We start from the raw sequence: 24,903 nt of genomic DNA, 5'->3' as shown, positions 1-24,903 counted from the left end.
GGCGGTGGACACCCCAGCGGGGTCGGCCGCCGCCGCGCCATCGCTTTCCCGGCCGAGATCCGGCCGCTTCGTAAAATCGATACGACAGCACCGGGCACGATCGATCAACAGTGGTCGAATTCCGACGGTGACTCACCGAAGACCGAAGTGACCCGCGCGACGACCAGGTGCGGTCACCTGCGATCACCGCAGGCTTCCGCGAAATGATCGGCGTACGCCGAAGGGACTCCCTGGCAACTAGCGGCCGGGGTCTCGCTGTCTTGCGGCCCGTACCGACGGGCTGTTTTCTTGGGGGAATCGTGACGGCTATTGCTGCGCCGCCGCGTCCGTTGGTCGTCCTGACCGGGTTCGCGGGCTATGGCGCGCTGTGGGGCCCTTACCTGGCGTCATTGCCGGGAATCCGTGCGGCGACCGGCGCGACTACCGGGCAATTGGGCTTGGCGCTGTTGGTCGGCGCGGTAGCCGCACTGCCCGCGATGGCGTGGGTCGGCCGCTTGCTGGACCGCCACGGCCGGGTGGTCGCGGTGTCGGTGGTGATCTCGTTCGCGGTGGCGGCGGTGTTGCCGATGTGGGCGGGATCGGTGCCCGGACTGGTCGTGGCGGTCGCGCTGTTCGGGTTCGGGTCCGGTGCGTGCAACGTCGTGATGGTGGCCCTCGCCTCGCGTGCCGAGGCGGGCACCGGGGTGCGGGTGATGAACCAGGCCCACGCGTTGTTCAGCGTGGGGCTGCTGATGTGCAGCCTCGGAACCGGCGCGCTGGGCGCGTTGGGCGTGCCGGCCGGAGTCCTGTGCACGGTGCCGGCGGCGTGCGTCGTCTTCTGGGCGGTGAAGGTGCGAGGACAGTTCCCCGGGCGCGCGCGGAACCGCGTGCGGCGGCGGCCGGTCCGCCCGGTCGCGCTGCTGTGCCTGCTCGCCGGGCTGGCGATGCTGGTGGAGAGCGGCGTCCAGCAGTGGAGCTCGGTGTTCCTGTCGGACGTGGTGCACGCGCCCTTGATGTGGTCTTCCGCAGCGCCCGGTGTCTTCGCCGGGATGATGGCCGCGGGCAGGTTCGGGGGTCACTGGCTGCTGCCGCACACCGGGGAACGGGTGCTGCTCGTCGCGGCGGGCCTGGTCTCCGGGTGCGGGGTCCTGCTGTTGGCCACGGCGGGCACGCCGTCCACCGCGCTGGTGGGCACGGCGCTGGCGGGGCTGGCGGTCTCGGTGGCCACGCCCACGGTCTACGGGCTGGCCGGCCGCGCGGCGCCGCCGGGTGACAGCGGTGCGGCCATCGGCGCGACCGCGTCCTGGGCCAACCTCGGGCTGCTGCTCGGACCTGCGCTGCTCGGGCAGGTCGCCGATCACACCGATCTTCGCACCGCGATGGTGGTGCTCCTGCCGGCCTGCCTGGCCGTGTGCCTGCTCGCCCGCACCATCCCCACCAATGTCAGGACACGATGACGGGAGGAACCGGCCGTGGTCGGTACAACCAGGGGTTTCGGCGGCTCGGACTTCGTCGAGGGCAGGCACCGACGGCACCTTGTCGGCGAGACCGTGCCCGACCACGACCTGCTGGTGACCGGCTACCGGGAGACGAAGGAGTTCCTGGGTGAGGTGCGGCTGAGCCGTGCCGCGGTGTCCGAGAGGATCACGCCGCGTGGGCCCGCCCTGCGAATGTCGGTCACCGAGATGGACAGCCCCGTGCACACCCGTATCCGAGGTCTGGTCGGCGGAGCTTTCTCCGCGCGGCGCTCGGAACGGCTGCGACCACTGGTCGAGCGGACCGCCGAACAGCTGCTGGGCGAACTCGTCCGGTCCGGTCCCACCGCAGATCTCGTCACCGGCTTCGCCCCACTCGCTTTCACGGCGCACTGCGAATTGCTCGGCGTACCCGTCGACCGGCGGGAACCGGTCTGGCGGCGCTCGGTGGACCGACTGGCCGCCGTCGACGCCGAACAGACCTATCGCGCCGAGCTGCGCCTGCACGACGAGGTCTCCGACGTGCTGGACAGGGGCGGCCTGCCACCGGGGCTGCTGGCCGACCTGGTCGCCGCGCACCGTGACGCGGGCCTGCTGACCGCCACCGAACTGACCGGCGTCGCGGCGTCGCTGTTCTTCGACGGCCACGCACTGGCCACCGCGCAGATCGGCAACGCCGCGTTGGCCGTGCTGACCCGTCCCGCGCTGCACGCCGAGCTGCGAGAGGACCGAGGTCTGCTCGACGGTGTCATCGAGGAGTCGTTGCGCCACAGCCCTTCGGTGACGCTGAGCATGGCCCGCATCGCTACCTCCGACCTCGACCTCGGCGGCACCCGGGTCAAGGCCGGGCAGCGCGTCGTGTCCGCGATCCCGCTGGCCAACCGCGACCCCGAGGTGTTCGACTCGCCCCACGAGTTCGACCCGAGCCGCCAGGCGAACCGACGACACCTGACGTTCGGCCGCGGCGCCCACCACTGCGTCGGCGCGCACCTCACCCGGATCGTGGTGCGGGCGGCGCTCGGCGCCCTGCTGGACCTCCCCGCCCGGCCGAAGCTCGCCGTGCCGGAGGAGGAGTTGGCGTGGTACGCATCGCCGACGATGCGCGGCCTCAAGGCCCTACCGGTCCGCTGGAACGTGGCGAGCGGCGGGACCGACGGCTGACCGGGCACGGCTTCGGGATTCGGTGCCCCCGCGGGCTCGCGTGCGCCGCCAACGTGACCAGGCCGGCCACGACCGAGGTCGCGAGCACACCGGCGAGAACTCTCCTCATCGAGAATCCCTCTTCCGTCCAACGGCCCGGAGCGCTCCCAGGCCGTTCGACCGGATTACAGGCAGCCGCGTCGACCGCGGCCGGCCGCCGTTCAGCCCTAACCACCCCCACTGCCGCGTGGACGGCCCGCACGACAGGCGCATGTCCCGCAACAGACCCCGCAGGCCTCCGGTGTGCGGAGGGCTGACGCGTCAGCTCTGGCAGGGCGCCCCGTTCAGGGTGAACGCGGTCGGCTTGCCGTTCGCGCCCGCCCAGCTGCCCAGGAACCCGAACGACACCGAGCCGCCCGGCGGGATCATGCTGTTCCAGGACGCGTGCCGCACGCTCACCGCCGCGCCGGTCTGGGTGTGCGTGCCGGCCCAGAGCTGGGTGATCCGCTGACCGTCGGCGAACGACCAGGCGAGCGTCCACGACGTGATCGGCGCGGCGCTCCGGTTCGTGATCCGGACCTCGCCCTGGAAGCCACCCTGCCACTGCCCGCCGATCGTGTACGCGACCGCGCACGACGCCGGGGGCACCGTCGTGGTCGTAGTCGTGGTGGTCGTAGTCGTAGTGGTCGTAGTCGTGGTGGTCGTAGTCGTCGTGGTTGTGGTCGTGGTCGTGCTGGTCGGACCGCCGATCCGGCCCGGGTCCACCACGCCCCAGTAGGCGTCCTTCGCCTGCAACCTCGTGTCGAACAGCAGCGGGTGGTCCTTGCGGGTCACCGGGAAGCTGTCCAGCCACGTGCTGTCGTCCGCCAGTCCCCACAAGGTCACCGAGCTGATGTGGTCGGAGTACTTCTTGTAGAGCTCGAAGAAGTCGCGGTACCGGTAGGCCTGGGTGAGCAGCACCTCGCGGGGCGGGGTCGGGTAGGACTGGCTGTTGTCGGTGTAGACGGACACGTCCATCTCGGTGATCTGCTGGTCGATGCCCAGCGGCACGAACTTCGCCAGCATCGCCTCGGTCTCCGGCAGCGCCGGCCACTGCACGTTGACGTGCATCTGGTGGCCCACCGCGTCGATCGGCACGCCCTCGGCGCGCAGCCGCACGATCAGGTCGTAGAGCTTGTCGCGCTTGGCCGGCACGTTGGTGTTGTAGTCGTTGATCACCAGCCGGGCGTCCGGCGAGACCTCGCGGGCCACGCGGAACGCCGTGCGCAGGTAGTCCAGCCCGGTGATCTCGAACCACCGGCTGCGCCGCATGCCGTCGGCCTGAGTCTCGTCGACCACCTCGTTCACCACGTCCCACACCGGGATGTCGTCGCCGAAGTGGCCGACGACCGCGCGGATGTGCGCTTCGAGGCGGGAGAGCAGCAGGGCCTTGTTCTCCGGGGTCGCGGTCATGTCGTTGCCCGCGGCGTCCTTGAACACCCACGCCGGTGTCTGCTGGTGCCACACCAGCGTGTGCCCGCGCACGGCCGCGCCGTTGGCCTTCGCCCAGGCGACGAGGGTCTCCGCGTCGCCGAAGCGGAACGTGCCCTCGGCGGGTTCGGTGGCGTCCCACTTGAGCGTGTTGCCCGGCGTGATCGAGTCGAAGTGCTTGGCGAGCAGCTGACCGTGCTTGTCGAGCACCTGCGCGCCTTCGACGGCGGCGCCCACGGCGAAGTGGTCGGCCAGCACGTCCTTCACCGACGGGATGTCGGTCTGGATCGGCGGCAACGGCGTGTAGGACAGGGAGAAGTCGTCGATGTGCAGGGCCGCCGTCGCGCTGCCCAGCTCGACGTACGTGGCGAGGAACTCGACGTCGGCGGCGAGGGTGTAGCTGCCGCGCAGGTTGACCCAGCCGTCCGCGCTCACCGCGGTGTCACCCGCGACCTGGTCGTAGCTCGGCGTGCCCGCGGTGCGGCGCTCGACCGACAGCCGGGCCTGCGTGGCCGCCTCGCCCGCCGCCAGGCGCACCCACACCGACAGGTCGTAGCGGATGCCCTTGCGCACCTCGTCGAGCACGTCGAGCGTCGGACCCTGCCAGGTCTGGGCGCGGCCGGTGATCGCGAGGCTGTGCGAGCCGCTGTGCGCCACCGCGGTGCTCGGCTCGACCAGTTCGCCGGCGCGGGACGTCCAGCCTTGCGCGGTGCCGTCGTCGAACGTGCTGGAGACCACGACCACGGGTTCGTCGGCGACGGCCCGCGGGCTCGCGTGCGCCGCCAACGTGACCAGGCCGGCCACGACCGAGGTCGCGAGCACACCGGCGAGAACTCTCCTCATCGAGAATCCCTCTTCCGTCGAACGCTCTGGGAGCGCTCCCAGAACTCCTCGCCGGACTATAGGCAGGGGCGTCGACCGCCGGCCGGCCGCCGTTCAGCCCAAACACCCGCACTCGCACCCGGACGGGCCGGCACGACCGGCGCACGTGCCGGACCAGATCGGCGAGCCACTGCGTGGAGGACCGAATGCGAGCGGAAGCACAAAGCACTTGTTCGAATGAACATCCTTTGCGAAGGTTGCTCACGTGAAGAGCACCGATCGCCACCGCGTGATCGTCGAACGGCTCCGCTCCGGCGCGCAGGTCGCCGTGGCGGAGTTGGCGGCCGCCACCGGCGCGTCGGAGATGACCATCCGCCGCGACCTGGACCTGCTCGCGGCGGGCGGTGTGCTGCGCCGGGTGCACGGCGGGGCCGTGCCGCTCAGCCCGGCGGGGGTCGAGCCGCCGTTCACGGCGCGCACCGCGACCGCCACCGCGGCGAAACGCGCCATCGCGGCGGCCGTCGTCGAGCTGGTCCGCGACGGCGAGACGATCGTGCTGGACAGCGGCTCGACGGCGGTCGAGGTGGCGAAGCTGCTGCGCGGCCGACCGGTGGCGGTGATGCCGCTGTCCCTGCACGCGGTGCGCGAGCTGATCGACGCGCCCGAGGTGCGCCTGCTGCTGCCCGGCGGCGAGCCGCGGCCCGGCGAACTGGCCATGGTGGGCCCGCTGGCGCTGGCGTCGCTGCGGGCGCTGCGCTTCGACGTGGCCCTGCTCAGCCCGTGCGCGTTCGACCTGGACGCCGGGCTCACCGCGCACAACCTCGCCGACGCCGAGGTCAAGCAGCAGGCGATGGCGGTGTCCGCGCGCACGGTCGTGCTCGCCGACAGCACCAAGTTCGGCCGCACCGCGCTCGCCCACGTCTGCCCCGCCGACCGACCCGACGTGCTCGTCACCGATCCCGACACCCCTGCGGACGTGCGCCGCGAGCTCGAAGCGCGCGGGGTGCTCGTGCACGTAGCCGAACGACTGGAGAACCCGTGACGACCGCCCTGCCGCGCGCCGCCCGCGTCGCGACCTGGATTTACTTCACCCTCAACGGGTTCGCCGTCGGCCTGTGGGTCGTGCACATCCCGAACATCGAGCGCGCGACCGGCATCTCGCACAGCGCACTGGGCGCGCTGCTGCTCGTGCTGGGCGGCGCGGCGTTCGTCGGCATGCAGGTCGCCGGTCCGCTGGCCGACAGGCTGGGCCAGCGCAAGCTCCTGCCCGCGGCGGGGGTGCTGCTCGGCGTCGCCCTGTTCTTCCCCGGCCTGGCGGACACGTGGTGGGCGCTGGGACTGGCGCTGCTGCTGTTCGGCTTCGGCAACGGCACGATCGACGTGGCGATGAACTCCCACGCCGTGGTCGTGGAACGCGCCTACCCTCGGCCGATCATGGCGTCGTTCCACGCGATGTGGTCCATCGGCGGCGCGATCGCCGCGGTGGTCGGCGCGGTCACGCTGGGTGCGGCCGTGCCCACGACGGTGACGTTGAGCGCGTGCGGTGCGTTCACCATCGTCGTGTCGCTGCTCACCGGCCGGTTCCTGATCGACGCCGACACCGAGGAGCCGGCGGAGGGCACGTCCGACGCCCCGGCGGCGAAGCCGTCGACCAGGCTCGTGTGGCTGCTGGGCGCGATCGCGTTCGCCATGATGCTCGCCGAGGGCGTCGCCAACGACTGGGCCGCGCTGCACGCCGAGGACGTCCTGGGCACCTCGACCAGCACCGCCGCCTTCGCCTACGGCTCGTTCGCCGTGGCGATGACCGTCGGCCGGTTCGCCACCGACCGGGTCGCCGCGGCCGTCGGTCCCGTCGCCATCGTGCGGTACGGGGCGGCACTGGCCGCGCTCGGGCTCACGCTCGTGGTGTTCGCGCCGTGGGTGGGGCTCGCCTTCGCGGGCTGGGCGTTGTTCGGCCTGGGCCTGTCCGGCAGCGTGCCGCAGCTGTTCTCCGCCGCGGGCAACCTGGACAAGCGCTCGTCCGGCGCGTTGATGGCGCGGGTCGTAGGCCTCGGCTACGTGGGTCTGCTCGCGGGTCCGGCGCTGATCGGCGGCCTGGCGCACTGGATCCCGTTGAACGTGGCGTTCCTCGTGCCGGTGGCGCTGTGCCTGCTCGGGGTGGTCTTCGCAGGCGTCCTGGCGCCCCGACCGGCGCCGACCGCGCAACCCGTCACCTCGCCGAGCCGCTGACCCGCGCGACCTACTCGCAGCCGATGCCGTTCTTGTCGTGGTCCAAGCGGTACGGGTCCGCGCCGATGACGGTGACCGGCCCGCGCACGTAGGCCGGCCCGTCGCCCGAGCCACCCTCGCAGTCGACGTCGCTCGCGATCGGCACGCACGGCTTGTAGTTGGCGTGGCAGCCCTGGTTCGGCGCGGGCGGCGGTGGGGCCTGGGTCGCCGGGTTCGGTTGCGGGTTGGGCTGGGGGTTCGGTTGCGGGTTGGGCTTCGGAGCCGGCGCCGCGACCGTGGTGGTGGTGGTGGTGGTGGTCGTCGTCGTGGTCGTGGTGGTGGTCGTAGGCGCGGTGGTGGTCGTCGTCGGCACGGTCGTCCGCGTCGTGGTGAGCGGGGCCGCCGAGTCCCGAGTGGACGGTGAGTCGTCGGCCAGCGCGCCGATGACGATGAACAGGAACACCACCGCGGCGGCGGCGATCCACGCCGGACGGTGCGACTTGCGCTTCGCCTGCGGGGCGAAGACCGCGGGCTGCGGCGGCACACCCGCGGCCGACGTGTCGCGCGGCAGTTGGAGCACGACCTCCGAGCCCCGGTTGCCCTGTTGGAGCACCGCTTCGCAACCCGGCGTGCCGCCCGCCTCGATCACCCGGCCGAGCACGTCGGCGTAGCGCCGCGACATCAGGTAGGTCAGCTCGCCGACGCGCTGCCCGTCCAGCCGGACCTCGATGGCGTACTGGCCGCGGTGCTTGCCCGAGCCGATGGTGCACCAGGCCAGCGCGACCGCGACGCGTCGCTGCTCGCCGGGCGCGACCGGGTACCTCGCCAGCCACTCCTGGTGGTGTTCCTCGCCGGTCACCACGACCGGGACCCCGGTCCCCAGCATGACCAGACCTAATGCGGAGTTCTCCACCACAGCGTGCTCCTTACACCGAACGGATGTACGCCGGTCATCGACCCCGTTCTACGCTCCGTTACCACAAGAAGAGAGTGACTGAACACTCACAAATCTTCCACTTGGGGCTTGACAGGCGATCACACGGGGCAATGAGCTGATGGCAAAGTGAGTGACTGACCAGTCATAAAATTCCGATAGTAGCCATGACCACCCGAACGGCTGAACGGGTATTGGCGCGCGTGAACCGCGGCGGGCCTGGCGCGACACCGTCAACGTCCCGCTCGGCGGCACGGTGGCCATCATGGTGCCGTTGCGCGGCCAGACGTCGATAGGCTGTGGCGGTGTGGAGCCGGCGCTGGTCATCGTGGACGTGCAGGACCTGCTGATCCCGCTCGTCTGGCGCGGTGAGGAGCTAGCCGACCGCATCGCCTCCCTGGCGCGCGCGGCCCGGCGGCAGGGTGTGCCGGTGATCGCGCTGCGGCAGGTCGGGCCCGCCGGCTCGGACTTCGACCCCGACGACCCGGGCACGCGGCTCAGCCCGCGCCTCGGTCTCGAGCCGACCGACGTGGTCGTGCACAAGACCGCGACCGACGCCTTCTACCGCACCGAGCTCGCCGCGGTGCTCGCCGAACGGCACGTGGACACCGTCGTGCTGACCGGCCTCGCCACCGACTACTGCGTCGACACGACCGCGCGGTCCGCGCTGAGCCACGGCCTGGACGTGGTGCTGGTCAGCGACGGGCACGCCCCGGCCGCCGACGGCGACCCGGCGGCGGGCCTGACCGCCGAGCAGGTCGTCGACCGGCACAACCGGATCCTCAGCACCGCGATCCACCCCGGCGGGACGCTGCGCCTGCGCGCCGCGTCCGACGTCGTGTTCCGGCCGCCTGCCTGACGCCCGGCGGCCGGCCCGATGGTCGGCCGCCTGCCTGATGGTCGGCCATCGCACGTGGTGCACGAGAGCCGGTCCCCGTGCCGGTGCGAACGGACGTGGACGGCGGGAGGCCGGTCCGGGGTGTCGTCCCGGACCGGCCCCGGCGACCGGGTGGCGCGGGTCAGCCGCTGACCGAGGCCGAGAAGTTGTTGACCGCCAGGCCGACGCCGCCGTTCCACGGCTCGAAACCGGCCTGGATGCTGGTCAGGTACCACGACGTGGTGATCGCGCCGCGGTTGCGGACGTCGTTGACGAAGTCGAGCACGTTGAACGACCACGACGTGATCGGCGACGGCGCGACGTAGGAGATCACGTTGTTGGCACCGTTGCTGCCGCGCCAGACCTGCCAACTGCGGCCGCCGATGGTGGTGTTGCCGACGGCGCTGCCGATCGGCTGGATCGAGCCCTGGCGGTTGAACCAGATCATGATCTCCATCTGGTTGACCCCGTTGGTCTTGGGCGTGGGGTCGAGCCAGATGTCGTAGGAGGCGTTGTAGGTGCCGCCCACGTAGCTGTAGTTGATCGAGGACGTCGCGCTGCGGATCCGGCTGACCTGCATCGGCAGGTTGCTGCCCGGCGAGCAGTTGGTGTAGTGGCAGCCCAGGAACACCGACGGGTACGACAGCGGTGCGCCGTTGGTCGGCGCCGAGCCCTGCTGCTGGGTGATCCGGAAACCGGTCGAGGTGACGTTGATGCACTGGGTCGCCGAGGTGCCCCACCGGTTGTTCTGGACCACGTAGCGGCCCTGGATGGTGGTCGACCCGTACTGCTCGCAGATCGTCGTGTCGGCCTGCGCGGCCGGCCCGGTCGCGACGACCACGCCGGCGGCCATCAGCCCGGCCAGCACGAGAGCTCGGACGGTGCTTCGCATGGAACTCCTTTCGAAGGGTCCACGACGGCGGGGAATCTCCGGGAGCGCTCCCAGAGTAGACCGGAATGCCCCTGCCGTACACGTCGAGCCGAACCGGTTCCGATCGCGCGGCACGGTCCCCGGACGATTGGCACGGTCCCCGACGGTCGGCACGGTCCCCGACGGTCGGCACGGTCACCGGAGGCGCGGCACGGTCGCCGGGCGCACGGGCCGGTGCCCTTCCCCGATGACCTCGGGCGTCAGGCGAGCCCTTGGGGGAACGCCAGGACGCGGTCCGGGTCGTAGCGGCGCGCGACGCGGCGCAGCCGGGGGAGGTTGCGGCCGTAGTAGGCGGTCGGCCAGTCCGGCATGTCCGGGTCGATGTAGTTGACGTAGCCGGTGCCGTGGCCGATCCCGTCGCGCAGGTCGGCCAGGATGCGGCGGGCCTCGGCCTCGTCCACGCCGACCACGTCGACGTACGCCTGGGCGCTGGCGATGGCGTGCCGGTGCGGGAACGCGGTGGCCTCCGGCCGCACGCGCGCGATCGCGCCGCCGAACGTGTCGAACTGCGCCCGCCCCGTGCGCCGCCCGTCCAGCAGGCCGACGACGCGCGCCGGGTCGACCGGCCGGCGCAGCATCCTGGAGGAGGCCACGAACGGCGAGCCGTCGTCCGGTTGGCACGCGGGCAGGCAGCCGGCGAAGAACCGCATGGCGCTGCCGTAGTCCATCGGCAGGACCGTGCGGCCGGTCGGCGCGACCTTCGCGGCGAACCGGTCGAGGAGCCGGGTCAGCTCGTCGTCCGGGCCGATCCAGCTGCCGATGACGTTGGTGGTCGGCGGGCTGCCCGCGCCGACGTTGCACGCCGACCACAGGCCGTCCGGTGTGCCGACCACCCACTCCTGCCACGCGCCGAGCACATCGGTCGCCGCGCCCGCGGGGAACGCCAGGAGGAACGCGGTCACGTCCGGCGCGGGCGCGGTGTCGAAGGTGAACGAGGTGACGACGCCGAAGTTGCCGCCACCGCCGCCGCGCAGCGCCCAGAACAGGTCGGGTTCGGTGTGCGCGTCGGTCCGGCGCACCCGGCTGCCCGGTGTCACGATCCGCGCGGCGCTCAGGTGGTCGCACGTCAGGCCGTACCTGCGGCCCACGACGCTGATCCCGCCGCCCAGCGCCAGCCCGCCGATGCCGACCGTGGGGCACGAGCCGGCGGGCAGCAGCCGACCGCGCCGGGCCAACTCGTCGTACAGGTCGAGCATCCGGGTGCCCGCGCCGACCTCGGCCCGGCCCCGGTGGTCCACCCGGATCGCGCGCAGCGCGGACAGGTCGACGACGAGACCGTTCTCCGGCACCGAGTAGCCGGCGTAGCTGTGCCCGCCGCTGCGCGCGGCGACGGGGATCCGTTCCCGCGCGGCGAATTCCAGGCAACGAGCGACGTCGGACTCGTCGGCGCACAGCGCGACGGCCGCGGGCCTGCGGTGCGCGTACACCGTGTTGTACGGCCGGCGCACGGTGTCGTAGACGTCGTCGCCCGGCAGCACCAGCCTGCCGGTGAGCTTGCGGCGCAACCGGTCCCAATCGCGCTCCCACGCCCCCAGCGTGACGAGTCCGGTTGCCTGGATGAAAGTTCTGCGACCGAATTCCATGAGTACTACCCCCGGAACCATGGTCCCGCTGCCGACGGGCACGCCACTCCGCCGAACGGTGGGAATTCCGACCCCGGCCCCGGGACGCGTCCGATCGGCCCCCGGACGGCCGAACCGGCTGCGGATCCCCCGGAACCGGTCCTAATGTCATCCCATGACCGAGTTCCGCGATCAGGACCTCTCCGGAGCGCGCTTCGACCGCGTGCGCCTCCGCAACGCCGACATGCGCGCGGTCGACCTCAGCGGCGCGAAGATCCGCGGCGCGATGCTGCACGGCAGCCAGCTGCGCGGTGTCGAGCTGGTCGACGTCGAGATCAGCGGCGACCTGGTGAACGTCGTCGTGAACGGCGTCGACATCGCGCCGCTCGTGGACGCCGAGCTGAACCGCCGCATGCCCGAGCGGGCGAGGATGCGCCCCGACGACGCGGACGGGTTCCGCGAGGCGTGGGCGATCCTGGAACGGCTGTGGGACGGCACCGTCGCGCGGGCGCGTGCCCTGCCCGAGGCGGCGCTGCACCGCGGCGTCGACGACGAGTGGTCGTTCGTCCAGACCCTGCGCCACCTCAACTTCGCCAGTGCGGCGTGGATCGGCCGGATGGTCCTCGGCAACGCCTCGCCGTGGCACCCGCTGGACCTGCCGTGGGACGAGGCGCCCGGGTGGGACGGCGTCCCGTGGGACCGCGAGGCGCGGCCGTCGCTCGACGAGGTGCTGGCGGTCCGGCGCGACCGGCAGGCGATGGTCCGCCGCGTCCTCGACGCGCTCACCGACGAGCAACTGGCGACCGACGTGACCCGCACGGAGCCCGGCTGGCCGCAGGCGGAGCGGTACCCGGTCAAGGCATGCCTGCGCACCGTCCTCAACGAGGAGTGGGAGCACCGGCTCTACGCCGAGCGCGACCTGGCTTCACTGCTGGGTTGACGCCATCAGCAGGCCCATCTCGTAGACGAACAGGGCGCCCACGTAGAACGGCACGGCGACGAGCGGCAGCACCCAGAACGGTGGCCGCAGGCGACGGGTCAGCAACCACGCCAACAGCGCCGAGAGCAGCAGCGGGACCGGCATGTGGACGGTGACGTAGTCCAGCAGCACGGCGCCGAACGGCAGCGGGTCGCGGGTGTCCACGACGACCGTCACCACCACGAACACCAGCAGTGCCGTCAGCAGGTGCGCCAGGAGGTACCGGAGGAACGAGGACTTCGGCGGAGGAGGCGGCGGGGGCGGGGGCGGCACGGCGGCGGATCGGGCCTTCGGATCCCTGGTCATGTCCGGTCCCCCTGTCGTGGAACCCGGATCATACGTATCGCCGCCGCCGCGATTCGACGTGATGGGGGATGCCGCCGGTCGCCGGCAGCCGTCCAGGCGGCGGGTGCACCGACCGGCGCGCGGTGATCACGGTCGGTAGCGGAAACCGGGCTTCTTGACCAGGTCGATCAGCTGCCGCTCGGTCAGCGGCACGCTGTCGCGAGTGGCCGGTTCGGGGTACGGCACGCCCTGGGACAACACGGTGACCTCGGTGACGACCGTCGCCTTCACCACCGTGCCGTCCGGGAGGTGCGCGGTCACCGACACCATGCCCGGCAGGCCGGTGCCGTGGTCGCGCGCCACCGCGACCTCGACGCCGTCGACGGATGTCACGGTCGATTGTCCCAGGTTCGCGGCCCGGGCCGCGGCGAAGATCGGGCAGCGGCTCTCCGCCGTGCACTTGTCCGGTGCCGTGGCCGACCGCACGTACACCGTCAACGTGGCCCGGCCCTTGGCGTCGACGACCACCGCGGAGGCCAGGTAGCCGCCCGAGGTGTCCTCGCCGAACGGGCGGAAGTGCAGCGGCGGGACTTCCGGCGCGGTGCCGTCGGGGAGCGTGGCGACGAGGTCGAGGCCGTCCGGGATGACATCCGCGGCGGCCAGTGCCGCGGTCAGCTCGTCGGCGTGCCCGAGCGTGGTCCGCACCGGGCGCACGTCGGTCGGCGGTTGGACCGCGGTCGTGGGCGCGGCACTCGACGCGGACGCCACGGTGGACGACGTGGTCACGCCGACGAGCACGCTCGTCCCCGTCGCGAGCACCACCCCGACCGACAACGCGGCGACCACCACCGCCCTCCGTCGCGCCGTCGCCCGGTGCGCCGACCGCAGCACCTCCTCCGGCGAGTGCCGCGGCCCGGTGTCGCCTTCCAGCGCCGGGGCGAGCATCCCGCGCACCTCGTTCACGTCGTTCACGTCGCCACTCCTCCCTTGTCCAGGTTGCCGTTCAGCGCGCGCCGCAATGCCGCGAGGCCCTTGGCGCACTGGCTCTTGACCGTGCCCTCGCTGCACTTGAGCAACGTCGCCACCTGCGTGACCGACAGGTCCTCCCAGTACCGCAGCACGACCGCCGCGCGTTGCCCCGGCGGCAACGTCGCCAACGCGCGCTGCACGTCGACGCCGTGCCCGTGCTCCACCTCGACGGCGGGCAGGTCCGGCGGTTCGGCGACCGGCCTCTCCGAGCTCTTCAACGGGCGCCGGTGGTCGATCACGGTGCGCACGAGCACCGTGCGCCAGTACGCGTCGACCGAGTCGGCCCGCCGCACCCGCGACCAGGAGCGGTACAGCTTCAGCAGCGTGGCCTGCGCCAGGTCCTCGGCCAGGTGCCAGTCCGCGCACAGCAGGAACGCCGTCCGCCGCACGTGGCCGTGCTTCGCCCGGACGAACTCGACGAACTCGGCATCTTTGTCCTTCACCCGTCCACCCCCTCCACCAACACGACGAGGTGCGACCACCGTTCGGTTGCCGCCGACCCGTTCGGCGCGCCGGGCCACGCGAATGGCCGCTCCGGTCCGACGACCGCCGGTGGGACGATCGACCACTCGCCGCGGTCGCCGAGCCCCAGGGGGTTTCCCGATGAGTTCCGACGTCCTGACCGCCATCAAGGCCCTCGCGCCGCGGTTGACCGACGCCGCCGCGCGGGCCGACGAGGACCGCCGGTTGGCCGACGACACCGTGGCGGCGTTGCGGGACGCCGGCGCGTTCCGCGCCACCCGGCCCGCGCGGTACGGCGGTGCGGAGGCCTCCATCCGCACGCACCTGGACCTGTCGTCGGCGGTGGCCGCGCTCGACGGCGGCGCGGGCTGGTCGACGGCGCTGTGGAACGGCGGCAACTGGATCGTCGCCCTGTTCCCCGAGCAGGCCCAGCAGGACGTGTGGGGCGCCGACCCCGAGGCCCTGGCCAGCGGCACGTTGATGCCGAGCGGGAGGGCCGAGCGCGTGCCGGGCGGTTACCGGCTCAGCGGTGCCTGGACCTACGCCTCCGGGATCGGGCACGCGTCGTGGGGACTGGCGGCGGCGGTCCTCGACGACGGCCTGGCGTGGCTGCTGGTGCCGCGCGAGGACTTCGAGGTCGTGGACGAGTGGCACGTGGCCGGGATGAGGTCGACCGGCAGCAACCGGTTCGTGGTGGAGGGCGCGTTCGTGCCCGGGCACCGCGTGCTGCGGATCGAACGGGTGATGGCGGGCGCCAACGTCACGGCGGCCACCGCCACCACCTTCCGCGCCGCGTTCGTGCCGTCGCTGGTGGTGATGATCACCGGTCCACTGCTCGGGCTGGGCCGTGCGGCCCTGGCGCACGTCATCGAAGCCGCACCGGACAAGGGCATCGCGTACACGGGCTTCGCCAGCCAGCGCGACTCGGCCGCCTTCCAGCTCCTGGTCGCCGAGGCCGCGTGCGCGGTGGACAGCGCCGAGTTGCACGCCTACCGCGCCGCCGACGCCCTCGACCGGCACGCCGCCGAGACCACCTACCCGCCCGAGCTGCTGCGCACCCGTTGCCGTGCCGACGCCTCCGTGGCCGTCCGCTACGTGACCCGCGCCTTGGAGACGTTGATGTACGCGCACGGATCGCGCGGCTTCGCCGACGCCAGCCCGCTGCAGCGGATCTGGCGCGACGCGAACGTGGCCGCCCGCCACGGCATGCTGCTCCCGCAGGTCAACCTGGAGCTCTACGGCTCGACCCTGGTGGGCGCGGAGAACACCGTCAGCCCGTTCGTCTGATCACCCGATCCGGATCACGTGCTTGCCGCGCACGCCACCGGCCTCCAACGCGCGGTGCGCTCCGGCGACGTCGGCGAGCGGGTGGACCGCGTCGACCACCGGCCGGACCGCGCCGCTCTCCACCAGCGCGGTGAGGTCGGCGAACAGGTCGGACGTGGGGTTGCCGCTGAAGAACCGGACGCGACGGGACCCGAACACCGCGGACCCGAGGACGTAGCCGACGTCGGCCGCGGAGCGGAAGGCGATGCCGACCATGCGGCCACCGGGGCCGAGCAGGCGGCGGTACGCGCGCGGCGTGCTGCCGTGCGTGTCCAGGACGACGTCGAACCGGCCGAGGTCGGCCGGGTCGGTGCGGTAGTCGATAGCCTCGTCGGCGCCCAGTCCGCGCACGAAGTCGAGGTTGCGCTCACCCGCCAGGGCGGTGACGTGCGCGCCGTAGGCCTTGCCGACCTGCACCGCCACGCTGCCCACTCCCCCGCTCGCACCGCGCACCAGGAGTCGTTCGCCCGGGCGCAACCGGGCCTTGTCCCGCAGGGCGGTGATCGCGGTGGTGCCGACACCGGGCAGCGCGGCGGCCCGCACCAGGTCCAGACCGGCGGGGCTGGGCGCGAGCCGGTCCGGGTGGACGGCGACGTACTCGGCGGCGCTGCCGAACCGGCCGCGCGGCAGGCCTCCCCACACGTGGGTGCCGGGCGGGAATCCCGGGCCGGACACGACCTCGCCCGCGAAGTCGATGCCCACCCGCTTGGGAAACCGCCTGCCGAGCAGGAGCTTCAGCCGGCCGGACCGGCCCATCAGCTCGCCGCCGTTGACGCTGGCGGCGTGGACGCGCACCACCACCTGCCCCGGTCCGGCCTCCGGGTCGGGCACGACACCCTCGTACAAGACCTCCGGCGGCCCGTACCGGTCGAACAGCGCTGCACGCATCCGTCACCTCTCGCACAAGTGGAAGCTCTCCTCCACTTCGACGCTAACAGGACAAGCGGAAGGTGCCCTCCACTTGAGCTAAAGTGAGAGACGTGCCCGGTGAGACGACTCGGTTGCGCGTGGACGCGCGGGAGAACCGCGACCGCATCGTCGCCACGGCGCGGGAGGCGTTCGCCGCCGACGGGCTGGACGTGTCGATGACCGAGATCGCCCGACGCGCGGGAGTGGGCGTGGCGACCCTCTACCGCCGCTTCCCCACGAAGGAGTCGCTGGTCACCGAGGTGTTCTCGGACCAGCTGGAGGCCTGCACGGCCGAGGTGCACCGGGCCGCGGCCGACCCCGACCCGTGGCGCGGTTTCTGCCGGGTGGTGGCGGGGCTGTGCGAGATGCAGGCGCGGGACCGGGGGTTCAGCGCGGCGTTCCTGACCGCCTTCCCCGACGCGGTGCCGGTGGACGAGAAGCGCGCGTCGGCGGAGGAGGTGTTCGCCGGGCTGGTGTCACGCGCCAAGGCCGCGGGCAGGCTGCGCCCCGACTTCACCACCGACGACCTGACGCTGGTGCTGATGGCCAACGACGGTCTGGTCACCGACTCGGTGGACGCGGCCGTGGCCGCCGCACGCCGCCTGGTCGCGTACTTCCTGCAAGCCTTCCAAGCGAACGACCCGCTGCCGCCGCCCGTCCGCCTCGGGCTGCGCGAGGCGCTCGGCCGAGATCGGCCCCGGTGACCCGCAGGACGCCGTTCGGCCCGCTCGTCCGGTTCACCCGCGAGGTCATGCCACCGACGGCACGACCCGCGAGCCGCTAGCCCTGCTCCTGCTCGACCCGCCGGTTCCACTCGCCCTTGGCCGACTGCCAGCCGTCCTCGTCCGCGCCGAGCCGCCAGTAGCCGGAGATCGACATCTGCTCGCGCGGCACGCCCCGGTCCAGCTTCAGGTGTCCGCGCAGGTCCTTGACCATGTTCGCCTCGCCGTGCACGAACACCTGGACCACGCCCTCGGGGAACGGCAACGCCTCGACCGCCGCCACGACCAGCCGCCCGCGCGGGCCGCCGCCGCGGTGCAACCACCGCAGGTCGACCTCTCCCGCCGTCCGCACGGCCTGCTCGTCCTCCGGCCCGTCGACCTCGACGAACACCTCGGCCCGAGCGCCCGCGGGCAACGCCTCCAGGGCCGCCGCGATGGCGGGCCAGGCGCTCTCGTCACCGGCCATCAGGTGCCAGGCGACGTCCGGGTCGGGCGCGTACCCGCCGCCGGGTCCGGCGAAGTGGAGCACATCACCGGGCTGCGCCTTGGCCGCCCACGGCCCGGCCACGCCGGAGTCGCCGTGCGTGACGAAGTCGATCCACAGCTCACCGGCATCGGCGTCCCACTTGCGCACCGTGTAGGTGCGGGTCCGCGGCCACTTGTCCCGCGGCATCGCCGCGCGGATCGCACCGAGGTCGAACGGCTCGGGGTAGAGCACGTCCTCCAACGGGAAGGCGAGCTTGACGTAGCTGTCGGTGTAGGGGCCGACGGCGAACCCCGCGAGCCCTTCTCCCCCGAGCACGACGCGGACCATCTGCGGCGCGATCCGCTCGGTGCGCACCACTCGCCCGCTCCTGCCCCGGGACCGTTCGGCCATGTCGCGTACTCCTCGCTGATTCCAACGGCGCAACCAGCTTTCACCGTACGTGACAGCCAGGCCGTGACCGCCCGCGAGGCTCCCCCGGCGAGGTCGCCCCCGCCGGGGAAGCCGGCGCGACCTACCGCTCGACCAGCGGTCGAACCTCGATCACGCCACCGAGCCGGGCGGCCGGGGTCTTGGCGGCGATGTCCAGCGCCGTGTCCAGGTCGGCCACGTCGAGGATGTAGTACCCGCCCAGGACCTCCTTGGTGCCGGCGAACGGCCCGTCGGTCAGTAACCGCTCGCCGTCCGAGACGCGCAGCGTGGTCGCGGTCTCGGCCGGCTGCAGCCGCTCCCCGCCGATCACGCGCTCATCCGACATCAGCGCGATGTACTCGGCCGAGATGGCCTGGAGCTCAGCGTCGTCGAGGCCGTTGTAGACCTCGGGCAGTTCGTTGATCAACAGCATGAACTTCATGTGAATGAGCTCCTCGAACGTTCGGTAATGCTGTTATCACTCAACCAGAGGATGGGTGGCGGGTGGGGCGAGGACGGACAAATTTGATCTATGACGCGGGTCACAACCGGCGCCGGGAGCGGAGCGTCGGCGACCATCCATAATTGTCCACAAAGGACAGTGCGACCGGCGGGACGTGCCGGTCGGATGACCACGACAGGCGGTGGGACGCCGTGACGTCCCACCGCCCCGCGGGTCAGCGCATGCTCCACTCCCGCGCCAACCGGGCGGCCAGCGCGAGGTTCGCCGCGGCGGCCTCCTCGGTGCGCCGCCCGTACCCGCACGCGGCGGCGACACCGCTCACCGGCGCACCGAGCGCCTCCTCGGCCAGCCGCAGCGCCTCACGCGTCTCCTCGGGGTAGTCCTCGACCACCACGCCCGGGATGATCCCGACCCCGCGCCGCAGGTGCCGGAGCTCCTCGTAGAACGCGGGATCGGTGGGCGGTGCCTGCCGGCCGCAGACCACGGGCAGGTGCACGGTCGGCATCGGCGCGCCCTGCTCGGCCAGCAGGTCGGTCAGCGCGTTGAGGAACCGCACCGCCGACCGCAGGTCGGTCGGCGTGAACACCGGCACGCGCTCCAGGTCTCCGTAGCACAGGTGCAGCACCCACCTGGCGCGCGGCGCGGCGGCGAGCACCCCGGACACCTGGCGGGTGAGGTCGGCGGTCAGCATCGCCCAGGCGGGCGGTGGCGCGAGGTGGTAGGCCACCAGCACGGCGGGCGTCTCCAGCTGGAGCTGCAACCGGTCACCCCACCGGGCGTCGAGCTCGGCCACCTCGTGCCGCACCGCGGCCTGCACGGTGGGCATCCACTCGCGGGCGGCGTCGATCGAGCCGAACGCGAACAGCGCGAGGTCCAGCGCGTTGGGTATGCCGACCTGCACGCGCGGCGGTTCACCCGGCCCGCCGGGGCACATCCGGTCCAGTGCCGCGAAAGCCGCCTCGGCCTGCTCGACGCGACGGAGGCCCACCTCCTGCTCGCTCAGCCGCTGCCCGGGCCGGACGCGGTAGTACGGCATGTCGTCGTAACCGCGGCTCTCGCCGCCGCGCACCTGTTCGAGCGAGGGCACGGACGACAGGTGGCGGGTGAGCCAGTCGATGATCCACCGCGGGTCGCGGTCGGAGGGCAGGGCGGTCAGCTCGGCCTCGCCCCGGTGTTCGACGAACCAGCGCAGGGCGGTGGCGGGGTCGTCGCACAACGGCCGCGGCAGCGAGCCGACGAGGTGGACGGGCAACGGGCGGTGGGCTTGATCGTCTGCCGGAGTGGGTGCATCTGCGGTCGTGCGGGACATGAGTCTTCTGCTTTCGAACGAGACGAAGCATGGCACGCCCGGGAGTGCCGCAGGATCTCCGCGCCCGACTTCCCGGCGTCCACCGCATCCTGACCGGGTCGGACTCCGCCTGTCCACTTAGGATGATCACGAAAATCCGACCGTGCACATCATCCACGCGTTCGTGTGAACTCGTTGACCGCAGGGAAAACCGCGTGACGAAAGGAATCGTCGTTACCGATCAGCGGAGGACGTCGGCGACGATGGCGACGCCCTCGGCGATATCGGTCACCGCGCTCGCCCCGTAGCCGAGCACCAACCCCGGCGGGCCGGGCCGCTGGCGGTGCCACGACAGCGGCTGCGCCTTCACCCCTCGGGCGAGCGCCGCGGCGGCCACCTCGGTGTCGGACAGGTCCCGGTCGAAGGTGATCAGCAGGTGCAGCCCGGCCGCCGCGCCGTGCACGACCGCGCCGGGCAGGTGCTCGGCGATCGCCGCGATCATCGCGTCCCGCCTGCGGCGGTGGCGTCGGCGCACCAACCGCAGGTGTCGTTCCAGCTCACCGGACTCCATCAGCGCGGCCAGCACCAGCTGCGGCAGCACGGCGTTGCCGAGGTCGGCGTACCGCTTGGCCTCCACCACGCCCTCCCGGTACGCGCCCGGCACCAGCAGCCAACCCACCCGCAGGGCCGGGGCGAGCACCTTCGACACGCTCCCCGCGTAGCACACGCGTTCGGCGAGCATCGACCGCAGCGCGGGCACCGGAGGCCTGTCGTAGCGGTGTTCCGCGTCGTAGTCGTCCTCGATGACCAGCCCGCCCTCGTCGGCCCACCGCATGAGCTCACGGCGCCGGCCGCCGCCGAGCACCACGCCCGTCGGGAACTGGTGCGCCGGTGTCAACAGCACCGCGGGCGCGCCCCCGGCCCGCAACTCGTCCACCCGGATGCCCTCGGCGTCCACCGGGACGGGTGGTGTGGCGACGCCCCAGTTGCGCAGGTGCTGACGGGCACCCAGCGAGCCGGGGTCCTCCACCGCGACCTCGTCGACCCCGTCGCGGCGCAACACCTGGGCGAGCAGCCCGAGCGCCTGGGCGACACCGGCGACCACCACGACCTCGTCCGCGTCCACCCGGACGCCCCGGTTGCGGGCCAGCAGGCGGGCGACGGCGTGCCGCAGCGCGGGCGCGCCACGCGGGTCGCCGTAGCCGAAGTCCGCCGCGGACAGGGTGCCGAGCACCGCCCGTTCGGCACGCAGCCAGGCTGCGCGCGGGAACGCGGTCAGGTCCGGCACACCGGGCGACAGGTCGATCCGAGCGGGCACGGCGCGCAACGCGTCGAACGCGTCCGCACCCGGCGGTCGGGCGAACACGTCCTGGGTGCGGGGCGGGCGGGCCGGGGCGGGCGCCGCGGTGATCGGCGCGGCCACCACCACCGTGCCCGCCCTCCCCCGGCCGCTCACGTGACCGTCCTCGGCCAGCCGCTGGTACGCCTCCGTGACCACGCCCCGGGACACGCGCAGCTCGCCCGCCAGCACGCGGGTCGCGGGCAGTCGGCTGCCGACCGGCAACCGGCCGTCCGCGACCGCCTGGCGCAGCCGCCGGGCCAGCCAGTCGGCCCGACCACCGGTCGGCGCGTCACCGATGTCGAGTTGCAGGAAGTCCGACCCCGAGGTTGTGGACCTGTCCGGTGGGTCTGGATTGGACCTGTTCACCGGACCAGTCTGTCATCAGGGTGGACGGCATGAACCTCGCCGCGACGGGCCGCGCCCGGTGACCGTCCACTTCCTCCTGACGTCGCTCGTCATCGTGGCCACGCCGGGGACCGGCGTGCTCTACACGACCGCCGCCGGCCTCTCCGGCGGTGCGCGGACCAGCCTGGTGGCCGCGGTGGGCTGCACGTTGGGCATCGTGCCCCACGTGCTGGCCGCGGTGACCGGACTGGCCGCCGTGCTGAACGCGAGCACGCCCACGTTCCAGGTGCTCAAGTACCTCGGCGTCGCCTACCTCTGCTACCTGGCCTGGAGCACGCTCCGCGACAGGACCGCGCTCACCGTGGAGCCCGGCGCGGCGCACCGCCCGGCCGCCCGGGTGGTGGCGTCCGGGGTCATGGTGAACCTGCTCAACCCGAAGCTGACGATCTTCTTCTTCGCGTTCCTGCCCCAGTTCGTGCGGCCGGACGAGCCGGACGCCGTGCTGCGCATGGTCGAGCTGAGCGCGGTGTTCATGGCGCTCACGCTCGTGGTGTTCGCGGGCTACGGCTGGTTCGCCGCCGCCGTCCGCGACCACGTCGTCGACCGCCCCGGCGTGCAGGCGTGGATCCGGCGGTGCTTCGCGGTGGCGTTCGTCGCGCTCGCCGCCCTGCTGGCGTTCACCTGATCCACCGCGCGCGGGTCGGGCGACTAGGCTCCCCGCATGGCGAGGTACTTCGACGTGCACCCGGTCAACCCGCAGCGCAGGTCCATCGACCAAGCGGTGGAGCTGATCAAGTCGGACGGTCTGATCGCCTATCCGACCGACTCCTGCTACGCGCTCGGCTGCCGGCTCGGCAACAAGGCGGGGCTGGACCGGATCCGGCAGATCCGGCACCTGGACGACCGGCACCACTTCACGCTCATGTGTCGCGACTTCTCGCAGCTGGGGCAGTTCGTGCACGTGGACAACGCGGTCTTCCGGGCGATCAAGGCGGCGACGCCGGGCAGCTACACCTTCATCCTCCCGGCGACCACCGAGGTGCCGCGGCGGTTGATGCACCCGAAGAAGAAGACCGTGGGCGCGCGCATCCCGGACCACCCGGTGGCACAGGCGCTGCTGGCACAGCTCGGCGAACCGCTGCTGTCCAGCACGCTCCTGCTGCCCGACCAGGAAGAACCGCTGGTGCACGGCTGGGACATCAAGGAGCGACTGGACCACGTGGTGGACGCGGTGCTGGACGCGGGCGACTGCGGCACCGAGCCGACCACCGTGGTCGACTTCTCCCAGGGCGAGCCGGAGATCGTCCGGCTCGGCGCGGGCGACCCGGCCCGCTTCGCCTGATCCCGGACCCGCCCGGCGGACCTGCCGCCTCCGACGTCCGACGCCTGCCTGCCTGCCTGCCTGCCTGCCTGCCTGCCTGCCTGCCAACGGATCATCGCGTTTGCGCCGCACAGAGGTATGGGAGCGTTCCCAGAGTCGGTAACTTCCTGCTACCCCTCAGCGCAGAAGGAGCTCCCCGTGCGGAAACGGTTGTCCTCGGCGGTCCTCGCCGTCCTGCTCTCGGTCGTCGCCCTCCCGGTCGCGGACGCCGCCGGCCCGGACCACGATCACCGGCTCAAGACCTGCGCCAAGCCAGGCCTGCTGTTCTGCGAGGACTTCCAGCAGGTGCCCACCGGTGCCGGCACGAGCCTCAAGTGGGGTGTGGACACCCGCAACGGCTCGCTGGAGGTCGAACGCGACCGGCGCGGCCAGAAGGTGCTGCACGTGCGGGCGGAGGGCAACGGCCGGGCGTTCCTGAAGGTGGACGACTTCGCCGCGCCGGGCAACAGCTTCTACGGCCGGGTCCGGGTGAAGGTCGAGGCGTTCCCGGACGCGCCGGACTGGGCGCACTACACGCTGGTCGAGGCCACCGGTGACGGCCCCGAGGTCGTGCGGCCGCTCGGCGGCCAGTACGTGCCCACGTTGGACAAGGCTCTGTGGGGCGTCGGCGCGGACGGCGGCCCGACCGGCGATTGGACGAACTGGCGCGAGTCCGCGCCGTCGAAGGCCGGCGCGTGGACGTGCGTCGAGTGGCGGATGGACGCCTCGGACAACCGGATCACGCTCTGGTTCGACGGCGTGCCGAACCCCGACCTGACCGTCTCGACCCGCGAGCACGGCGGCAACCAGGTCGACTTCCTGTTCCCGAAGTTCGACACGGTCAAGCTCGGCTGGCAGCTCTACCAGCCCAACGAGGGCAGCTACGACATCTGGCTGGACGACATCGCCCTGGGCGCCCAGCGCATCGGCTGCTGATCGCCCCCGGTTCCGCAGCGGAATCCCGGGCACGACACCACCCCAGCGGGGACGGGTCTCATCGAGACCCGTCCCCGCTCCAACTTCGCCGGACCTCGTTTCACGTGCCCGTCGGCACGCCAGGCTCAGGCTGGTTGTTGTTGCCGCCCTGGAGGTAGACGACGTTGACCCAAACGTTCGGTGCGTTCTTGATGTTCGTCAAGGCCCACCACGTGTTGGTGTATTCGCGGCCCTTCGCGTCCTTGATCGTGACCCGGTACCCCTCTCCCCAGTTCTTCTGGCAGTAGAAGCCCTTGTTCCCCGCCGCCACCGTCCCCTTGTACGTCCTCGTTCCATCCCCCTTGATGTAGTAGGCCGGCGCAGCCGTCCAGACGACCTTCGTGACCGGGTTCGGGAAGTTCGACACGTTGCAGGCGGCGTAGAGCCGCTCGTCGGCAGAACTGGTCGGCGCCGCGGCACCCGTACCCGACACCACGAGAAGTCCCGCCACCACGGCGAGCCCACCGGTCACGACCTTGCGGATAATCCCCATGTTCCGTCCTCTCTGGTTATCGACCCCGGCCGACCGGGGTCCGTCCTCGCCGACCAGTGCAGTCGTCCGAGCACCGCCACGGAAGGCGAATTCCGGGGTACCACCCGATTCGGAACATTTGCGACCCGCACGGCATCCGGCGGTCCGCTCGCCGCGAGAACGCGAGTCAGTGTTCCACTCCGTATCACCCCAAAAAGGAGGCGACGTTCACCCACAATGACCTCAGGCACGCCCGGTGAAGCGACGACACCGAAAAGAGGGGCTTGACGAACCTGACGGCGCATCGTCAAGCAGAAAGCAACAGGATCCCCGGCCGACGGTTTGGATCGACTTGACCCGACCAGGAAAGGGGATCTCCGTGCCCGAGGTAGACAAAGATCAAAGAAGGCCGTCGACCGGCACGCCACGCGGACGGTGGATCGCCATGGCGACGACCGCGGTGGTGTTGTCGGTTGTGGTGGTCGCGCCCCAGGCGGCCGCGTCATCGTCGTCGTTGTCCGGCTTCGAGCCATGCCCGGACAACCCGAAGGCCCGGTGCGCGACGTTGTCCGTGCCCGAGCGGTGGGACGACGCGGACTTGGCCGACGTGATCACGCTCAAGGTGGTGAAGCGGGGAGGCGAGCGGGTCGGGC

Annotated in this window: 25 protein-coding genes; 11 read left to right on the top strand and 14 right to left on the bottom strand. The window is 72.1% G+C overall.

Annotated elements, in window-relative coordinates:
• The first annotated feature begins 299 nt into the window (after positions 1-299).
• Both AB0K14_RS14645 and AB0K14_RS14640 read left to right on the top strand, forming a co-directional pair.
• Positions 300-1,436 carry an MFS transporter gene (locus tag AB0K14_RS14645; protein WP_360464287.1) on the top strand — a complete coding sequence of 379 codons (1,137 nt, stop codon included), beginning with the start codon at positions 300-302 and terminating at the stop codon, positions 1,434-1,436.
• A gap of 15 nt (positions 1,437-1,451) precedes the next feature.
• Positions 1,452-2,615, top strand: a complete 1,164-nt coding sequence (locus tag AB0K14_RS14640; protein WP_360464290.1) for a cytochrome P450 — start codon at positions 1,452-1,454, stop codon at positions 2,613-2,615.
• Positions 2,616-2,915: 300 nt separating this feature from the next.
• Here the strand turns inward: AB0K14_RS14640 and AB0K14_RS14635 are convergent, their stop codons facing one another.
• A complete protein-coding gene (locus AB0K14_RS14635; RefSeq protein WP_360464293.1) occupies positions 2,916-4,907 on the bottom strand; it encodes an endo-1,4-beta-xylanase in 1,992 nt (663 codons plus the stop codon).
• A 244-nt stretch (positions 4,908-5,151) separates the two neighbouring features.
• On the opposite strand from AB0K14_RS14635, the gene AB0K14_RS14630 reads away from it, so the two are divergent.
• Both AB0K14_RS14630 and AB0K14_RS14625 read left to right on the top strand, forming a co-directional pair.
• Positions 5,152-5,928 carry a DeoR/GlpR family DNA-binding transcription regulator gene (locus AB0K14_RS14630; RefSeq protein ID WP_360464296.1) on the top strand — a complete coding sequence of 259 codons (777 nt, stop codon included), beginning with the start codon at positions 5,152-5,154 and terminating at the stop codon, positions 5,926-5,928.
• Positions 5,925-7,115 (top strand): MFS transporter, encoded by a 1,191-nt coding sequence (locus AB0K14_RS14625; protein ID WP_360464299.1) that lies wholly within the window; start codon positions 5,925-5,927, stop codon positions 7,113-7,115. The genes AB0K14_RS14630 and AB0K14_RS14625 overlap by 4 nt, the downstream gene beginning before the upstream one ends.
• Positions 7,116-7,125: 10 nt before the next feature.
• Here the strand turns inward: AB0K14_RS14625 and AB0K14_RS14620 are convergent, their stop codons facing one another.
• Positions 7,126-8,010, bottom strand: coding sequence for a hypothetical protein (locus AB0K14_RS14620; RefSeq protein WP_360464302.1), 885 nt, complete (start codon positions 8,008-8,010; stop codon positions 7,126-7,128).
• 283 nt (positions 8,011-8,293) lie between these two features.
• Here AB0K14_RS14620 and AB0K14_RS14615 point away from each other — a divergent pair, with 283 nt between their 5' ends.
• On the top strand, positions 8,294-8,887 hold the full coding sequence (locus AB0K14_RS14615) for an isochorismatase family cysteine hydrolase (RefSeq protein WP_364338103.1): 594 nt from the start codon (positions 8,294-8,296) through the stop codon (positions 8,885-8,887).
• Between the two features lie 160 nt (positions 8,888-9,047).
• On the opposite strand, the gene AB0K14_RS14610 is transcribed toward AB0K14_RS14615, so the two are convergent.
• Together AB0K14_RS14610 and AB0K14_RS14605 are read right to left on the bottom strand one after the other, a co-directional pair.
• Positions 9,048-9,797, bottom strand: coding sequence for a glycoside hydrolase (locus AB0K14_RS14610; RefSeq protein ID WP_360464307.1), 750 nt, complete (start codon positions 9,795-9,797; stop codon positions 9,048-9,050).
• A gap of 239 nt (positions 9,798-10,036) precedes the next feature.
• Positions 10,037-11,419 carry an FAD-binding oxidoreductase gene (locus AB0K14_RS14605; RefSeq protein ID WP_360464310.1) on the bottom strand — a complete coding sequence of 461 codons (1,383 nt, stop codon included), beginning with the start codon at positions 11,417-11,419 and terminating at the stop codon, positions 10,037-10,039.
• A gap of 154 nt (positions 11,420-11,573) precedes the next feature.
• Here AB0K14_RS14605 and AB0K14_RS14600 point away from each other — a divergent pair, with 154 nt between their 5' ends.
• Positions 11,574-12,338, top strand: coding sequence for a DinB family protein (locus AB0K14_RS14600; RefSeq protein ID WP_360464312.1), 765 nt, complete (start codon positions 11,574-11,576; stop codon positions 12,336-12,338).
• On the opposite strand, the gene AB0K14_RS14595 is transcribed toward AB0K14_RS14600, so the two are convergent.
• The 3 genes from AB0K14_RS14595 to AB0K14_RS14585 form a co-directional block, all read right to left on the bottom strand.
• Entirely contained in the window at positions 12,324-12,683 is a 360-nt protein-coding gene (locus AB0K14_RS14595) for a hypothetical protein (protein ID WP_360464313.1), read from the bottom strand. The two genes, AB0K14_RS14600 and AB0K14_RS14595, sit on opposite strands and share 15 nt — an antisense overlap.
• Positions 12,684-12,809: 126 nt before the next feature.
• A complete protein-coding gene (locus AB0K14_RS14590) occupies positions 12,810-13,634 on the bottom strand; it encodes a hypothetical protein (RefSeq protein ID WP_360464316.1) in 825 nt (274 codons plus the stop codon).
• Entirely contained in the window at positions 13,631-14,134 is a 504-nt protein-coding gene (locus tag AB0K14_RS14585; protein WP_360464319.1) for a SigE family RNA polymerase sigma factor, read from the bottom strand. Before AB0K14_RS14585 ends, AB0K14_RS14590 begins: the two co-directional genes overlap by 4 nt.
• 160 nt (positions 14,135-14,294) lie before the next feature.
• Here AB0K14_RS14585 and AB0K14_RS14580 point away from each other — a divergent pair, with 160 nt between their 5' ends.
• Entirely contained in the window at positions 14,295-15,440 is a 1,146-nt protein-coding gene (locus AB0K14_RS14580; RefSeq protein WP_360464322.1) for an acyl-CoA dehydrogenase family protein, read from the top strand.
• On the opposite strand, the gene AB0K14_RS14575 is transcribed toward AB0K14_RS14580, so the two are convergent.
• Complete coding sequence (locus tag AB0K14_RS14575; protein ID WP_360464325.1) at positions 15,441-16,367, bottom strand: NAD(P)-dependent alcohol dehydrogenase; 927 nt, start codon at positions 16,365-16,367, stop codon at positions 15,441-15,443.
• Positions 16,368-16,459: 92 nt separating this feature from the next.
• Here AB0K14_RS14575 and AB0K14_RS14570 point away from each other — a divergent pair, with 92 nt between their 5' ends.
• Entirely contained in the window at positions 16,460-17,092 is a 633-nt protein-coding gene (locus AB0K14_RS14570; RefSeq protein WP_360464328.1) for a helix-turn-helix domain-containing protein, read from the top strand.
• A gap of 76 nt (positions 17,093-17,168) precedes the next feature.
• Here the strand turns inward: AB0K14_RS14570 and AB0K14_RS14565 are convergent, their stop codons facing one another.
• The 4 genes from AB0K14_RS14565 to AB0K14_RS14550 all read right to left on the bottom strand — a co-directional run bounded on the left by AB0K14_RS14565 (position 17,169) and on the right by AB0K14_RS14550 (position 21,464).
• Positions 17,169-17,987 carry a siderophore-interacting protein gene (locus tag AB0K14_RS14565; RefSeq protein ID WP_360464331.1) on the bottom strand — a complete coding sequence of 273 codons (819 nt, stop codon included), beginning with the start codon at positions 17,985-17,987 and terminating at the stop codon, positions 17,169-17,171.
• Positions 17,988-18,108: 121 nt separating this feature from the next.
• The gene (locus AB0K14_RS14560; RefSeq protein ID WP_360464334.1) at positions 18,109-18,447 is read right to left on the bottom strand and encodes a YciI family protein; all 339 of its coding nucleotides are present in this window, start codon (positions 18,445-18,447) and stop codon (positions 18,109-18,111) included.
• A 235-nt stretch (positions 18,448-18,682) separates the two neighbouring features.
• Positions 18,683-19,720, bottom strand: a complete 1,038-nt coding sequence (locus AB0K14_RS14555; protein WP_364338097.1) for a hypothetical protein — start codon at positions 19,718-19,720, stop codon at positions 18,683-18,685.
• A gap of 277 nt (positions 19,721-19,997) precedes the next feature.
• Entirely contained in the window at positions 19,998-21,464 is a 1,467-nt protein-coding gene (locus AB0K14_RS14550; RefSeq protein ID WP_360464340.1) for a PLP-dependent aminotransferase family protein, read from the bottom strand.
• Between the two features lie 58 nt (positions 21,465-21,522).
• Between AB0K14_RS14550 and AB0K14_RS14545 the strand changes: the two genes are divergently transcribed.
• From AB0K14_RS14545 to AB0K14_RS14535, 3 genes are all read left to right on the top strand, one after another.
• Positions 21,523-22,128, top strand: coding sequence for a LysE family translocator (locus AB0K14_RS14545; protein ID WP_360464343.1), 606 nt, complete (start codon positions 21,523-21,525; stop codon positions 22,126-22,128).
• A gap of 36 nt (positions 22,129-22,164) precedes the next feature.
• Positions 22,165-22,785 (top strand): L-threonylcarbamoyladenylate synthase, encoded by a 621-nt coding sequence (locus AB0K14_RS14540; RefSeq protein ID WP_360464345.1) that lies wholly within the window; start codon positions 22,165-22,167, stop codon positions 22,783-22,785.
• A 177-nt stretch (positions 22,786-22,962) separates the two neighbouring features.
• On the top strand, positions 22,963-23,739 hold the full coding sequence (locus AB0K14_RS14535; protein WP_364338095.1) for a hypothetical protein: 777 nt from the start codon (positions 22,963-22,965) through the stop codon (positions 23,737-23,739).
• Positions 23,740-23,839: 100 nt separating this feature from the next.
• Here the strand turns inward: AB0K14_RS14535 and AB0K14_RS14530 are convergent, their stop codons facing one another.
• Together AB0K14_RS14530 and AB0K14_RS14525 are read right to left on the bottom strand one after the other, a co-directional pair.
• On the bottom strand, positions 23,840-24,271 hold the full coding sequence (locus AB0K14_RS14530; RefSeq protein WP_360460930.1) for a hypothetical protein: 432 nt from the start codon (positions 24,269-24,271) through the stop codon (positions 23,840-23,842).
• 378 nt (positions 24,272-24,649) lie between these two features.
• Complete coding sequence (locus tag AB0K14_RS14525) at positions 24,650-24,865, bottom strand: hypothetical protein (protein WP_360460933.1); 216 nt, start codon at positions 24,863-24,865, stop codon at positions 24,650-24,652.
• Positions 24,866-24,903: the final 38 nt, after the last annotated feature.

Origin of the sequence: Actinosynnema sp. NPDC050801 (genome assembly GCF_040673975.1) — a bacterium.
GTDB lineage: Bacteria > Actinomycetota > Actinomycetes > Mycobacteriales > Pseudonocardiaceae > Actinosynnema.
Note: the sequence above shows the minus strand (reverse complement) of the source record. Positions and strands in the feature narration are given on the sequence as shown.